The organism is Kitasatospora sp. NPDC127111, assembly GCF_042677465.1.
In the GTDB taxonomy this organism is placed as follows: domain Bacteria; phylum Actinomycetota; class Actinomycetes; order Streptomycetales; family Streptomycetaceae; genus Kitasatospora.
The window spans coordinates 35,654-49,594 of record NZ_JBHXTG010000012.1 but is presented as its reverse complement, the minus strand read 5'-3'; the positions used below and the strand labels follow the sequence as shown (position 1 = coordinate 49,594).

Below are 13,941 nucleotides of genomic sequence, written 5' to 3'. Positions count from 1 at the left end.
GGATGACGACGCCGTCGTTTCGTAGCACCTGGTTCATCCCAGGTGCACACGTCGGTCGGGCCCACGGTGACGGTCCCCGGCCTTGGCCGCGAGCCGGCCGAGCAGCGTGCCGGTGACACGGAACTCATGGCAACAGCGGCAACGACTCGCTTCTCCCCAGCTGTCAGTTCTGCGGACGCCGTGCCCAGAACAGGACATGGCCGCTGTCGCCTTCCGGGACGAACTCCTCGTGCAACACCTCCAAGCCGGCTCGCAGCAGCCAGGACCGGTTCGTGTCAGCGTCCGCGTGACTCCACCACATCGCGGCCCCGCCACCGAGCCAGTTCTCGTCGGTCCCGGTCCAGGCCTGGTGCCCCGTGGTGATCAGCAGCCAGCCTCCCGGCCGCAGCCACGATGCCATCCGCTCCAGCAGGGCCGGCTGTTCCTCTACCGGGATGTGGATGAGCGCGTAGAGGCAGATCACGGAATCGAAGGTCTCCGACGGGAACGCCAAGGTCGTGGCGTCCGCTCGGACGAACTCGGCGTTCGGCACCAGCTCCCGAGCCCGCTGGATCTGTACATCGCTGATGTCGACGCCCGTCACGCGGTGCCCTGCCACGGCGAGGGACCGGGCCACGGGGACTCCGGTCCCGCACCCCACATCCAGCACTGCTGCCGTGTTCGGGAGGCGACCGAGCAGATCCTCGATCCACGATCCGTACTTCGTCGCGCTGTTGAACACGCGCTCATAATGCGCGGACAGCAGGTCGTACCCACGCCGGACCACGGCCTTCGGATCTTCAACATCCATAACGGCGCACGCTATCGGGCACCCGCTGGCGGAGCGACACCTATTCGGGCTGCCGCTGGCCGGGACCGGCGACTTCCACTGTCTCTCCAGAACCGGGCGCCGACGTCGATCTGCGCTGGCAGGCGTTCCTGCGAAGATTCGACCTGGAGCACACGTTCCGAATGATCAAGCAGACGCTCGGCTGGACCTCCGACGCCCCGAAAGCATCATCGAACGGGACCGGATCAGACCGTAGAACAAGCTGAGCAGGAGTTCATGGATGTCAGCCATGGCCGCACCCGCTGACGCTCACCTCGGACAGGCCCGCCGTTCGCGGCCGTTCAGCGCGTACGGGAAGTCGACCCCGCCGACTCCCCGTACGCGGTGGCGGTCGGCGGGAGCCCACCGCCCGGCGAGGGACCAGACGAGCGCCGTCAGCCCGCCAGGCCGAGCAGCAGCTTCGCGGCGGCCGCCGCGCCGTCGGTGCGGATCGTGCCGGCGACGGCGGCCGCGCGCTCGCGGGTCCCGGGGGCCAGGGCCGTCGTGAGCGCGGCCGACAGGGACTCGAAGGTGGGGGTCGGGCCGTCGTGGGCCGCGCCGATGCCAAGCTCGGCCACGCGCGCGGCCCAGTACGGCTGGTCCGCCATCTGGGGCACCAGCACCTGCGGCGCACCGGCCAGCGCGGCCGTCGTCGTCGTGCCCGCGCCGCCGTGGTGCACGACCGCGGCCACCCGCGGGAACAGCGCGTGGTGGTTGACCTCGCCGACGGCGAAGCAGTCGTCCTGGTCGTCGGTCAGCGCCAGGTCGGCCCAGCCGCCCGACACGAGCACCCGCCGGCCCTGCGCGCGGACCGCCGCGATGGCCGCCCGGGCGACCTCCTGCGCGTCGCGGATGGGCATGCTGCCGAAGCCCACGTACACCGGGGCCTCGCCGGCGTCCAGGAACGCCGCCAGCTCGGCCGGGAGCGGCCGCTCGTCCGCCCGCAGCCACGCGCCGGTCTGCTCGACGTCGAGGTCCGCCGGCTGCAGCCACGGGCTCAGCGTCGGGTCCGCCGCCAGCCACGGCCGGTCGGTGAGGACGTAGTCGCGGAAGTCGTCCACCGGCGGCAGGCCGACCGTCTCCCGGTGGGCGTTGAGGCCCGTGCCGAACAGCAGGTTCATGTTCTCGACGTCCAGCTCCCACAGCACCCGGTTGTCGGTCACCCCCGGCGGGAACGGCCGGCCCGGCCGGGGGAACGGCGGGTGGTGCGGCGACGGCAGGTAGCTCGGGAAGTAGGCCACGAACGCGTACGGGAGGCCCAGCTTCTCGGCCGCCGACCGCGCGGCCGCCGCCGCCGGGAGCAGACCGGTCGCCACCACCGCGTCGCACCCCTCGGCCGCCGCGAGGACGGCGTCGTAGGTCGTGGCGACCAACGCGGCCGCGCGCTGGGCCAAGCCCTCCGCCGGCATCGGCGCCTTCCCGGTCACCGCCCCCGCCACCATCTGACGCACCGGCGCGCCGATCGGCGCCAGCGGGATCCCGGCGGCGGCCAGCAACTCCGCGAAGTCCGGCGGTGCGCACACCCGCACCTCCGAGCCGACCGCCCGCAACTGCGCCGCCAGGGCCAGCATCGGCTCGACGTCCCCGCGCGACCCGTAGGCCATCAACAACACACGCATGTTCACAACTCTCATTTCCGCAGTTCTCGGCGTCGGCTGCCGATTCTGCGTCACGTACGGGGTCTTGCCGCAAGGCCCCCGGTGCGCTATAAGTTGAGGGTGGCGGGGAGTGAGTCCCCGTCTGTTTCTTTTGTTACCAAGGGTGTTCCGAGGTGTTGGGCACCTCCGCCTTCAGGGGTCCTTCCGCGGTGGGTCACCGCGGCGAGCGCCGGCCCCGCTCACCCGAACCGCGCCACGAACCGTCGCTGCCAAGGCGTTTCGACCGCGTGCCGGTCGTAGTGCTCGCGGACGTACGCCACCGCCTCGCCGGCCGGCACGCCGTCGAGCACCGCCACGCAGGCGAGCGCCGTTCCCGTCCGACCGCGGCCGCCGGCACAGGCGACTTCGACCCGTTCGCCGGCCGAACGCTCCCAGGCCTCGCGGAACGCCTCGGCCGCCTCGGCGCGGTCGGCGGGCAGCCGGAAGTCGGGCCAGCGCAGCCACCTGCTCTCCCACGGGAGGTCCGCCGGCCGGCGGCCCAACAGGTAGAGGCCGAAGGTCGGTTGCGGACCAGGCGGCAGGGGGCGGCGCAGTCCGCGGCCCCGGACCAGCCGGCCGGACGGCAGACGCAGCACGCCGGCGGCGGCGGCGTCCCAGAGGTTCGAAGCGGAGGCGGTCACGGGCCGAGCCTACGCCGCGACCCGCGTGGCGCGCCCGACTTCCGCGACGGCAAGCCGCCTGCCACACTGCCCTCATGGGCATTCGGGGGGATGCGCCGGACGAACCGTCCGGGGTGCCGGGACCGTCCGCGACGGAGGCGTCGGCGACGGAACGGCTGACGGAACCACTGACGGCGGAAGCGGTCGCGGCGGAAGCGGTCGCGGCGGAACCGCTCACGGCGGAAGCGGTCGCGGCGGAACCACGTACCGCGGAAGCCTCTACGGCGGAACCGCTGACGGCGGAACCGCCCGTGCAGGGGCCGCCCGCCCAGGGGCCGCCCGCGCTGAGCCCGTTCGCGGCGAAGCCCGTGGCCGGGGTCGCCGGCGGCGTGGCCGCGCTGCTGATCCTGCTCGCGGGCCGCTACGGCTACCACCGCGACGAGCTGTACTTCCTGATCGCCGGGCACCACCCCGCCTGGGGCTACGTCGACCAGCCGCCGCTGACCCCGCTGCTCGGGCGGGCGTCGACGGCACTGTTCGGCGACGGCCCGACCGGCCTGCGGGTCGTCCCGGCGCTGATGGCCGCCGCCACCATCACCCTGGTGGCGCTGCTGGCGCGGGAGTTGGGCTCCGGCCGGCGCGGCCAGCTGCTCGCCGCCTGCTGCGCGGCGGCCTCGGCGTTCGTCCTGGCGATCGGCCACCTGCTGAACACCAGCACCTTCGACCTGGTCGCCTGGCTGACGGTCTGCCTGCTCGCGCTACGGCTGCTGCGCACCGGTGACGGCCGCTGGTGGCCCGCGGTCGGCGCGGCGACCGGGGCGGCGCTGCTGAACAAGGACCTCGTGCCGCTGCTCGCCGCGGCCGTGCTCCCCGCCGTGCTGGTGGTCGGGCCCCGACGGGTGCTGCGCGGCTGGTGGCCGGTGGCGGGGGCGGCCGTGGCGCTGCTCGTCGGGCTGCCGAACCTGTGGTGGCAGGCCGCGCACGGCTGGCCCCAGCTCACCGTGGCCGGGGGGATCAGCGACAAGGACGGCGCCGACAACCGGCTGATGTTCGTGCCGATGCAGATCCTGTACCTGTCCCCGGTGCTCGTCCCGGTCTGGGTCGCGGGCTTCCGGCGGCTGCTCCGCGACCCCGCGCTGCGCTGGGCGAAGGCCTTCGCCGTCGCCTACCCCGTGCTCTGCGCGCTGGTGATCGCCGGCGGCGGCAAGCCGTACTACGCGTTCCCACTGCTGTTCGTGCTGGTGGCCGCCGGCTGCGAGCCGCTCGTGCGGCGGCTGGCGGCCCGGCCCGACCCGCGGCGCCGACGGGCGGTGCTCGCGCGCCGGCTGGCGCTCGCCGCGGCGGTCAACGTGGTGATCACCCTGCCGGTGCTCCCGGCCCGGCTGACGCCCGCGGTGACCTGGATCTACCAGGAGCAGGGCGAGCAGATCGGCTGGCCCGAACTGGCCGCGGCGGCCGCCGAGGGCTGGTCGGCGGTCCCGGCCGACCAGCGCGACCGGGCGGTGGTCTTCGTCTCCAACTACGGCGAGGCGGGCGCACTCGCCCGGTACGGGCCGGCCCTCGGCCTGCCGGGCCCGTACTCCGGGCACATGAGCCTCGCCGACTGGGGCCCGCCGCCGGACGGCTCGAACGGCCCCGTCCTGCTGATCCACCCCGACGAGTACCCGGCGGTGGAACGCCACTTCACCGGCTGCCGGGTGGTCGCCCGCGTCGACAACGGCCACGGCGTGCCGAACCAGGAGCAGCACGCCCCCGTCCTGCTCTGCGCCGGCACCACCGCGCCCTGGTCGGTGCTCTGGCCCCAACTACGGCACTACTACTGACGACTCACGACGCCGCGAACAGGGCGGGAGCGGAAGGCAGGCCGGCCCGGTGGGCCAGGGCGGCCGCCTCGCCGCGTGAGGCGACGCCCAACTTGGCCAGGATGTTGGCGACATGGAACTTCACCGTGGACTCGCTGATGTGCAGCGCCCGGGCGATGTCGCGGTTGCGGCGGCCCTGGGCGAGCTGGTCGAGGACCTCCAACTCCCGTGGCTGCAGCCCCTCCAGCGGATCCTGGGCGACCGGCGCCGCCGGCAGTTCGAGCGGCAGGTCGACGGTGACGGTGGTGCCCCAGCCGGGGACGGCGTCGACGGTCAGCCGGCCGGCCAGCGCGGCGACCCGGTCGGTCGTCCGGTGGACGGCCAGCGCGTCGGGGGCCAGCAGGCCGGGCCCGTCGTCCCGGACGACGGCCCGCAGCGCGTCCCCGGCGAACTGCCAACTCACGTGCAGGCGCGTGAGGTCATCCTGCTCCAGCATGGTGAGCACGGCGGAGCGGACGGCGGCCCGGGCGGTGTGCGCGGTGTCGGCGGGAACGGAACGGTCACCGGCCGAAGGCGCCAGCAGGTCGAGCCGGACGGGGCTGTGCCGCAGCAACGGGCGCAGTTCGTCGGCCAGCCGGGCGAAGGCGGTGGCGGCGGGCTCCTCGCTCAGCTCCCGGTCGAGGTCGGCGCCCGCGCGCAGCCCCAGCAGGGCGTCCACGGCGAGTTCGGTGGCGCTGCGGCGGGCGGTCGCGTCGTCCAGGGCGGCCGAGCGCAGCGGGGCGAGGATCGCGGTGAGCGCCGAGGCGTGCGCGCCGCTCAGCTCGGCGATGGCGCGGCCCCGGGCGCCCGCCGAGGCGCGGGAGGCGGCCGCGTGCACGGGGGCCGCGTCGACGGCGCGGTGGTGGGAGTGGGTGGTGACCAGCTCCCAGAACTGCTGGAGGACGGCGAGCGGCCGCGCGGGCAGCGGCGTGCCGTGCTCGCGGACCAGCACCAGCAGCGCGCCGTTGCTCCCGGCCGGCGCCGAGGCCACCGCCACGGCCGGCCGCGGCCGGCCCGCCAGGACCGCCTCGCCCTGCCACGGGCGGCCTGGCTCCACGGCACCCGCCAGGTCGGCCAGCTCCAGGCTGGTGATCCGCCCGGCCAGGTCGGCGGCGCCGTGGGCGTTGGTGGGCGAATAGGTGCAGACGCCGCTGAGCTGCGCGACCGCGGTGTGCGGGACGAGACCGGCGAGGGTCGCGGACAACCGCGGCAGGATGGCCGGCCGGGGCGTGCGCAGCACCTCGACGGCCCGCGCCAGCGCGTCCTCGGGGCGCTCCCAGCCGGGGAGCTCCGAGTCGGGACGCGTCCGGCCGGGACGCGTCTGGTCGGGACGCGTCTGGTCGGGACGCGTCTGGTCGGGGTGCGTCCGGCGGGGGTGCTCCTCCGGCGTGCCCTTCGCGTGCCTCGCCGCGTCCTCGGCCGTCGCGTCCGGCAGCCCGTCCGCCGTCCCGTCGGCCATGTGGTCCGCCACCTCGCTCGTCATGCCGTCGAGCCTAGCCGGGCGGGCCCCGCCCCGGCCTGGCCGTTCGGACAGGTGGAACCGGCCGAACGGCGGGCCGGTGACCGCCCGACGGGCCACCAGGCTGGAACCGTCACCACGACGAACCTCCCCTGACACCAAGAACGGTGGGATACCCATGACCAAGGCCATCGGCTTCTCCGAGTACGGCGGCCCGGACGTGCTGCGTCCGCTCGACCTCGACCTGCCCGCCCCCGGCCCGGGCCAGGTGCTGGTCGCCGTCCGCGCCGCGGGCGTCAACCCGCTGGACCACAAGCTGCGCAACGGCGCGCTGACCGCGCTCTTCCCGCTCACCTTCCCGTACGTCGCCGGCTCCGAGGTGGCCGGCGTGGTCGAGGCGGTCGGCGAGGGCGTCACCGAGTGGCAGGCCGGTGACGAGGTGTTCGGCCTGAGCCTCGGCGGCGGGTACGCCGAGCACGCGGTGGTGGACGCCGGCAAGCTGGCCCGCAAGCCCGCCACGCTCGGCTGGGAGGAGGCCGCGGCGATCCCGGTGGCGGCCGAGACGGCCTGGCGCTCGCTGGACCTGCTGGGCGTCACCGAGGGCCAGACCCTGTTGGTGCACGGCGCGGCCGGCGGCGTCGGCACGGTGCTGCTGCAGTTCGCCCGCTCGCGCGGGATCCGGGTCGTCGGCACCGCGAGCGAGGCCAACCACGCCCACCTGCGCGAGCTCGGCGCGACGCCCGTCGCCTACGGAGACGGCCTGGCCGAGCGGGTGCGGGCCGCCGCGCCGGAGGGCGTGGACAAGGTGCTGGACGCGGCCGGCCAGGGCGACGTCCTGCCGTACTCGATCGAGCTGACCGGCGGCGCCGAGCACGTGCTGACCATCGCCGACTTCGCGGGCGCGGCCGAGCACGGGGTGCGCTTCACCGGCGGCTCCGAGGTCGCCGAGTACCACGCCCCCGCCCTGGCGAGCGCCCTCGCACTGCACGAGGCGGGCACCCTCCGGCTGCCGCTGCACAGGGTGTACCCGCTGGCGGAGGCGGCCGAGGCGCAGCGCGAGAGCGAGCGCGGGCACCTGCGGGGCAAGATCGTCCTCACGGTCGGCTGACCACGGCGGCGGGCGGAGGGGGGCCGCCGGGGACGCAGGGGGGCCGCCGGGGACGCAGGGGGGCCTGCGGCGCCCGTATCAACCGATCGGTTGATACGGGCGCCCGGGGCCGAGCGGATCAACGCCCCGGAGCGCGCGGTCAGTTCGATGCCGGCGGTCGACTCCCGACTGGTCGCCGCGGTGCGCACTCCGGCGCCGGCGGCTGTGGAGGAGACGGCGTCCGGGGCCGTGCCCGAGAACGAGCGGGCCATCCTCGGCCAGGGTCTGTCCCGCGGATCAGGCGCGAGCGTGATCCGTCGGATGCCGGGGTGACTCAGGCGATGGAGAACTGAGCGATGTACTCGGTGAACGGCGGGATTCCGACTTCTGCACGGCGCTCGTCCACGCGCTCGGGTTCCTCGCAGGGCCACGGGATCGGCGCGCCGTCCTTCACGGCGGCGATCTGCGTTCCGTAGATCTGCTTCCTCCCTTCGTTCACAAGGGTGCGATCCCGCAGGAAGGCAAGATCTCGCGGGCTGGCGGCGCCGTCGGCCACCGCCTGCTCCATCAGCCGCAGTGCGCGCCGCTGAACGTCGAGCTGCCGGTCGGCGTGCTGCGCGATCAGCCACGCGGCCCGGGCCGCGTCCTCACCGACCAACTCCGCGGTCGGCCATCCATGCGCGTCCATGATCGCGCTGAGACGGTCCGCGTGCTGCGCGGTCAAGCGCCGCCAGGCCAACTGCTCCGCCGGGTCTTCGCTGTTCGCATGGCGCGCGGCCTGGTGATCTGCCGCAACCATCCTGTTGAGCTCCGCAGCCACTGCGGCGATGTCAGATGCCATCCCGGCTCCAAGTCAGATCGAAGTTCTCGCTGGTCATCCGCAACCTTAGGGGTGCAAATCACGACAAAATCTCCTCCCGTGGGACGGTGACAGACCCGTCCCGATCTTGGGATACTTGATCTACTCACCGGAGCCAGAGCCGGATCGACGCAACGCCGACCGTCCCGTGGAAGACGTAAGCCCGTTTGTCGAAGCGCGTCGCAACGGCGCGGAAGTGCTTCAACCGATTGATCGTGCGCTCGCCTTCATTGCGGCGCCTGTACATCTCCTTGTCGAAGCCCGCGGGCCGACCACCGTGCGCTCCAGCACGGGGATCAGCTGGGGACTGTCACCCCACTGGCCCGGCGTGATCAGTAGAGCCAGCGGCCGACAGCCGCCTTCCCCGGCGAGATGGATCTTGCTCGTCAGTCCGACCCGGGAGCGTCCGAGTCCCTCGTCGGGGCGATGCTGCCGAGGCGTTGATCTTTTTCGGGATCCGTGGTGCTCTGTGCGGAGCCCCGGCTGCGTGCTGGTGAGCTCGGCACGAGGTCGAGTCGATGCTGACCATGCTCCAGTCCACTCGCGCCTGAGCGTCGGCGTCGGCCAGCACGGCCTGAAGGATGGCGGAGGCGCAGGCGGTGGCGGGCCGGGCCGGGCTGGGCCGGAGGGGCGCCCACCGGGGGCGGCGACTGTGACGCGCGCCACGGGAACCCGCCCGTGGTGCCGGACAGCCGACAGGAGTGACCACAGAAATGCGAACCCGGGTGCGGTCCGGGGACCCTGACGTCTTCGCGGAGCTCTTCGACGGCTACGCACGCACCGTCTACAACCACGCCTTCCGGCTGACCGGGGACTGGTCCGTCGCCGAGGACGTCATGTCGGCGGTCTTCATGGAGGCGTGGCGGCTGCGCGAACGGGTGGACCCCGAGGGCGGCTCGCTCCGGCCGTGGCTGCTGGGCATCGCCACCAACCTGGCCCGCAACCACTGCCGCAGCAACCGGCGCTACCGGGACGCGGCCAATGCGGCGGCCGCGGCGGTGGCCCCGGTGCCCGACCACGCCGACGAGGTGGCCGGCCGGCTCGACGACCGGCGGCGCATCGCGGTCACGCTGACCCGGCTGAGCGCGCTGCGGCGGCCCGAGCGTGAGGTGCTCCTGCTGTGCCTGGAGGGCCTTGAGTACAGCGAGGCCGCCCAGGTCCTGGGCATCCCGGTCGGCACCGTCCGCTCGCGGCTGTCCCGGGCCCGCACGAAACTGCGCAAACTCGCCGATGCCGAACTGAGGACGAACCGACGGGAACCCGCCGACCGCCCCCGACAGACCTATGGCGACCGCGCGAACGCGGTCCGGCCCGCAAAGGAAGGAATCCGATGAACGGCAAGCTTTCGCAGCCTCACCCGGCCGCGTGGGAGGAGACCAAGCACCTCCTGCCGTCCGCGGAGCGCGAGCTACCGGCGGGCCGCCACCAGTTCCACAAGGAGCGCCTCATGGCCCGGATCCGCGACGACCTCCGACCCGCCGACGCCACCACCGCCGCCCCCGCCACACCTGCCGCACCCGCCGCCCTCGCCACGCCTGCCCGTTCCGCCCCCGCCGCGAAGCCGCGCAGCCCGTTCCTGCGCCGCGCGATCCTCCTGCCCGTGGCCGTCTGCGTCCTGGCCGGCGCGGTCGCGACCGGCGTCCACGTCCTGTCGAGCCAGGACGGCACGGGCGCCGGCTCCGGCCCGGGGATCGCCACGGGCCCGGTGCTGACCACCCGGATCGGCGCCGCCGACCCCAACGGCGCGACGCAACTCCTGGGCCGCATCTCCCTGGCGGCCGCTCACGTCTCCGGACCGGCGGTGCGCGAGGACCAGTTCATCTACGTCGGTTCGACGACGGCCACCACGTACGTGAAGACCGTCAACGGCAAGAGCACCCTGGTCAGCGAAGAGCTGCACCTGCGCCAGACCTGGCACTCCCCGGACGGCGCCAAGGGCTGGCTGATCGAGCCCGGCAACACCGGCGCCGACGGCATCACCCTGGCGGGGCCCACCGAGACGGGCGCGATGCCGACGGCGAACCTCAACGCACCCACGTACGACTACCTCGCCGGGCTGCCCACCGACCCCGACCAGCTGCTGCCGAAGATCTACACGGAGACCAAGGGCCACGGCCGCGGCCCGGACCAGGAGGCGTTCACCACGATCGGTGACCTGCTGCGGGAGAGCTACCCGCCGGCCGCCCTCACCGTCGCGCTCTACAAGGCCGCAGCGAAGATCCCCGGCGTGGTCACGGTCGACGACGCGGTCGACGCCGCGGGCCGGCACGGGGTCGCGGTCGCCCGGCTGGACGAGACCTCCGGGCAGCGCACCGAGTGGATCTTCGACCGGGAGAGCCTCGCGTTCCTCGGCGAGCGGACCGTCCAGGTGGAGGGCAGCTCCGGCGAACAGGGCCTGATCAAGCCGGGCACGGTCGTGTTCACGCAGGCCGTCATGACCCGCGCGGTGGTCGACCGGATCAAGCAGGCGCCCGCCCAGGCCGGGTGACCGGCCCGGCCGCACCGGCCCCGGGCCGGCCGGGGCGTCGCGGGGCGTGTGGGGCCGGGGGCTGTCCGGTGGGGATCTGCCGGACAGCCCCCCGGGGCGCCGGACCGGCCGGTGGGCCGTGCCTCGGTGGCGATCTGACGTTCCGTCGGTAGAGTCCGGTGCCATGACCGAGGTGAGCGGATGGCCCCAGGACGGTTCCGTGTCGGGTGGCCGGCTGGCCGGCAAGGCGTGCGTGGTGACGGGAGCGGCGAGCGGCATCGGCCGCGCGGTGGCCGAACGCTTCGCCCGGGAGGGGGCGTCGGTCGTCGCGACCGACGTCGACGTCGACGGCCTGCGGAAGCTCGCGGAGCGGCTGCCGCAGGCCGTCACCACGGTGGTCGGCGACGTCTCCCGGGACGGGGACGCCCGGCGGATGATCGAGGCCGCCGTCGCACGCTATGGCCGCCTCGACGTCCTGGTGGCCAACGCGGGCGTGATCCCGCTGATGGAGATCACCGAGGCGAGCGCCGAGGACTGGGACCACGTGATGGCCGTCGACGGCCGCGGCATGTTCCTCACCTGCAAGTACGCCGTGGAGGCGATGGCCGCCCCGCGGGGCGCGGGCGGCTCCGTCGTCTGTGTCTCCTCGATCTCCGGCGAGGCCGGGCAGCGCGGCCAGGCCGTCTACGGGCCCGCCAAGTTCGTCGCCTCCGGCCTCACCAAGCACCTCGCCGTCGAGTGGGCCGACCGGGGCATCCGGGTCAACGCCGTCGCCCCCGGCACCATCACCACCGAACGCGTCCGCCGCCTCCGGGACGAGCCCGGCGGCCCCGAGTACCTGGCCGCGATCGAGAAGCTCCACCCCATGGGCCGCCTCGGCGCCCCCGAGGAGGTGGCCGCCGCCGTCCTCTTCCTCGCCTCCGACGAGGCCTCCTTCATCACCGGCACCGTCCTCCCCGTCGACGGCGGCTATCTCGCGCAGTAGTCGACGGCGTGGGCGGCGCCGCGGGCCAGGTCAGCCGCCCACGGGCCAGGTCAGCCACCCAGGAGTCCGGCCAACGCCGAGACCCCGTCCGGTCCGCGGCCGGCGGCCACCGCCCGTTCGGTGACGGCGAGCGCCGCGTCGAGGACGCCGGTGTCCAGGCCCCGGGCGCGGGCGGTGTGGGCGACGTGGGCCAACCCGGCCGCCGCGGAGGCGACGCTGGCCCGGTCACCCGGGTGGCGGCCGTCGTCCACGCGCCGGGCGTAGTCGTCGATGACCGCGGGCAGGATGCGCGGCAACCCCTGAGCGTACGGGGCGAGTTCGGTGGCGGCGATGCCCTCGGCGCGGCCAGCGCGAGGGCGTGCAGGTATCCGTGGACGGTGGTCCAGAAGAGATCGAGCAGAGCGGTGTCGTAGGCCGCCGCCCGGCCGGGGTCGGCGCCCAGGTGGTTCACCGTGCCGGCGAGCGAGGCCAGGGCCTGACGGTGGGCGCGGAACAGTTCCTCGTCGCCGCTGCAGACGATCACGCCGGTCGGCCGACCGATGGTCGCGGTGGGGGTCAGGATCGCGGCGTTGAGCAGGCGGACACCGCGTTCGGCGGCCCAACCGGCGCTCTCCCGGGCCTGGTCGGGGGCGACGGAGGTGGCGTTGACCACGGTCGTCCGGCCGTCGGCGAGGGCGTCGGCCGCCTCGTCGAGGACGGCCCGGGCGGCGGCGTGGTCGCGGACGCACAGGATCGCGAGCGGGCTCGCCGCCACCGCCTCGGCGGCCCGCGCGGCGGGCTTCGCGCCGAGCGCGAGCAGCTCGGCGTCCCGGCCCGGCGTGCGGTTCCAGACCGTGACCGGGTGGCCGCCGGCGAGCAGCGCGGTGGCCAGCGACCGGCCCATCGGGCCGAGCCCGAGCACGGTAACCGGCGTACGGGAAGGGCTGGTTGATGCGGACTCGGATTCGGCGGCGGATGCGGATGTGGAAGATCGGAAGTCTGTCACGGCGATTAAGCTAGACCTTCACGTCGACGTGAAGGTCAAGCCGTGGAGGAGAGCCTGGCGGGCAAGCCTCGGGGCCGAGCGTCGTGGGCGTGGGCGTGGGCGTGGGCGAGGGCGAGCGGGGGAGCGGGTTGCGGATCGGAGAACTGGCCCGGCGCACCGGGGTGAGCACCCGCGCGCTGCGCTACTACGAGGAACAGGGCCTGCTCAGCCCCGAACGCCGCCCCAGCGGCTACCGCGAGTACGGCGAGGGCGACGTGCGCACCGTCCACGGCATCCGCACGCTGCTCGCGGCGGGCCTCAACAGCACGGTGATCGCCGAGATCCTGCCGGGCCTGCCCGCCGCGGGGGAGCGTCGCGCCGGGCCGACCTGCCCCGAACTGCTCGCCGGCCTGGCCGCCGAACGCGACCGGATCACCGAGGCCATCCGTGAACTCGACGCCGCCCGTGGCCTGTTGGACACCATCATGGCCGCCGCGGCGCCTTCCGAACTGATCACCACGCCCCGGCCGGGCGCGTCCTCAGCTCGGAGGGCTCCCCGGAGAAGCTGACCTCGCCGCGGTGCAGCACGTGGACGACGGCCGCGCCGGTCAGGCCGCGGGGCAGCGACTGCGCGGTCAGGACGACGGTCCGGCCCTCGGCGGCGGCCGTGGCCAGCAGGTGCGCGTGCAGCCGCGCGGTGACGGCGGGCGCCAGCCCCCGGTCCGGCTCGTCGAGCAGCAGGAGGCGCGGATTCGAGGTCAACGCCCGGGCGATGGCGACGAGTTGCTGCTGTCCGCCGGAGAGCGTGCCGGCCTGCCGGGGCAGCAGGGCCGACAGCTCGGGGAAGAGCCCGAGCGCCTCCCCGGCCGTCGCGCCCCCCAGGCCGAGGTTCTCGGCCACCGTCAGCGAGCCGAACACCGCCCGCTCGGCCGGCACCAGGGCCAGGCCCAGCCGGACCCGCTGGTGCGCGCCGAGCGCCGTGACATCCCGCCCCCGCCAGGTCACCCGCCCGGCGACCGGGCGGACCAGGCCCGCCAGCGCGTGCAGCGCACTCGTCCGCCCGGAGCCGTTGCGGCCGAGCAGCACGGTGACCGCACCGGCCGGGAACGCCAGGTCCACGCCGTGCAGGGCCTCCAGCGGGCCGTACCGCACCCGGACGCCGTGCAGTGCGGCTTCGACGGTCATCGACGGCTCACCTCCGGGGAGCGCGCGCC

At 74.5% G+C, this 13,941-nt stretch carries 12 protein-coding genes and 2 pseudogenes; 6 read left to right on the top strand and 8 right to left on the bottom strand.

Annotation, left to right across the window (positions count from 1 at the left end; genetic code table 11):
• Positions 1–163: 163 nt before the first annotated feature.
• The 3 genes from ACFVHB_RS10685 to ACFVHB_RS10675 form a co-directional block, all read right to left on the bottom strand.
• A complete protein-coding gene (locus ACFVHB_RS10685) occupies positions 164–790 on the bottom strand; it encodes a class I SAM-dependent methyltransferase (protein ID WP_380318351.1) in 627 nt (208 codons plus the stop codon).
• 413 nt (positions 791–1,203) lie between these two features.
• Entirely contained in the window at positions 1,204–2,427 is a 1,224-nt protein-coding gene (locus tag ACFVHB_RS10680; RefSeq protein ID WP_380318348.1) for a glycosyltransferase, read from the bottom strand.
• A gap of 218 nt (positions 2,428–2,645) precedes the next feature.
• Positions 2,646–3,086, bottom strand: coding sequence for a protein-tyrosine phosphatase family protein (locus ACFVHB_RS10675; RefSeq protein WP_380318345.1), 441 nt, complete (start codon positions 3,084–3,086; stop codon positions 2,646–2,648).
• Between the two features lie 290 nt (positions 3,087–3,376).
• Between ACFVHB_RS10675 and ACFVHB_RS10670 the strand changes: the two genes are divergently transcribed.
• On the top strand, positions 3,377–4,888 hold the full coding sequence (locus tag ACFVHB_RS10670) for a glycosyltransferase family 39 protein (protein WP_380318342.1): 1,512 nt from the start codon (positions 3,377–3,379) through the stop codon (positions 4,886–4,888).
• A gap of 4 nt (positions 4,889–4,892) precedes the next feature.
• Here ACFVHB_RS10670 and ACFVHB_RS10665 read toward each other — a convergent pair whose 3' ends face one another.
• Positions 4,893–6,389, bottom strand: coding sequence for a LuxR C-terminal-related transcriptional regulator (locus ACFVHB_RS10665; protein WP_380318339.1), 1,497 nt, complete (start codon positions 6,387–6,389; stop codon positions 4,893–4,895).
• A 154-nt stretch (positions 6,390–6,543) separates the two neighbouring features.
• Here ACFVHB_RS10665 and ACFVHB_RS10660 point away from each other — a divergent pair, with 154 nt between their 5' ends.
• Complete coding sequence (locus ACFVHB_RS10660) at positions 6,544–7,473, top strand: NADP-dependent oxidoreductase (protein ID WP_380318336.1); 930 nt, start codon at positions 6,544–6,546, stop codon at positions 7,471–7,473.
• 313 nt (positions 7,474–7,786) lie between these two features.
• Here ACFVHB_RS10660 and ACFVHB_RS10655 read toward each other — a convergent pair whose 3' ends face one another.
• Both ACFVHB_RS10655 and ACFVHB_RS10650 read right to left on the bottom strand, forming a co-directional pair.
• On the bottom strand, positions 7,787–8,293 hold the full coding sequence (locus ACFVHB_RS10655; RefSeq protein WP_380318333.1) for a DUF6624 domain-containing protein: 507 nt from the start codon (positions 8,291–8,293) through the stop codon (positions 7,787–7,789).
• A 124-nt stretch (positions 8,294–8,417) separates the two neighbouring features.
• Positions 8,418–8,993, bottom strand: a pseudogene (locus ACFVHB_RS10650) (IS5/IS1182 family transposase); the annotation flags it as partial.
• 31 nt (positions 8,994–9,024) lie between these two features.
• Between ACFVHB_RS10650 and ACFVHB_RS10645 the strand changes: the two are divergent.
• The 3 genes from ACFVHB_RS10645 (at position 9,025) to ACFVHB_RS10635 (ending at position 11,763) form a co-directional block, all read left to right on the top strand.
• Positions 9,025–9,645: an RNA polymerase sigma factor gene (locus ACFVHB_RS10645; protein ID WP_380318330.1), complete on the top strand. Its 621-nt coding sequence runs from the start codon at positions 9,025–9,027 to the stop codon at positions 9,643–9,645.
• Positions 9,642–10,799, top strand: coding sequence for a CU044_5270 family protein (locus ACFVHB_RS10640; RefSeq protein ID WP_380318327.1), 1,158 nt, complete (start codon positions 9,642–9,644; stop codon positions 10,797–10,799). The genes ACFVHB_RS10645 and ACFVHB_RS10640 overlap by 4 nt, the downstream gene beginning before the upstream one ends.
• 163 nt (positions 10,800–10,962) lie before the next feature.
• Positions 10,963–11,763, top strand: a complete 801-nt coding sequence (locus ACFVHB_RS10635) for an SDR family NAD(P)-dependent oxidoreductase (RefSeq protein WP_380318324.1) — start codon at positions 10,963–10,965, stop codon at positions 11,761–11,763.
• A 50-nt stretch (positions 11,764–11,813) separates the two neighbouring features.
• Here the strand turns inward: ACFVHB_RS10635 and ACFVHB_RS10630 are convergent.
• A pseudogene (locus ACFVHB_RS10630) lies at positions 11,814–12,646 on the bottom strand (NAD(P)-dependent oxidoreductase).
• A 230-nt stretch (positions 12,647–12,876) separates the two neighbouring features.
• Here ACFVHB_RS10630 and ACFVHB_RS10625 point away from each other — a divergent pair.
• Positions 12,877–13,296, top strand: coding sequence for a MerR family transcriptional regulator (locus ACFVHB_RS10625; protein WP_380318616.1), 420 nt, complete (start codon positions 12,877–12,879; stop codon positions 13,294–13,296).
• Here ACFVHB_RS10625 and ACFVHB_RS10620 read toward each other — a convergent pair.
• Positions 13,241–13,912, bottom strand: a complete 672-nt coding sequence (locus tag ACFVHB_RS10620) for an ABC transporter ATP-binding protein (protein WP_380318322.1) — start codon at positions 13,910–13,912, stop codon at positions 13,241–13,243. The two genes, ACFVHB_RS10625 and ACFVHB_RS10620, sit on opposite strands and share 56 nt — an antisense overlap.
• Between the last annotated feature and the right edge of the window lie 29 nt (positions 13,913–13,941).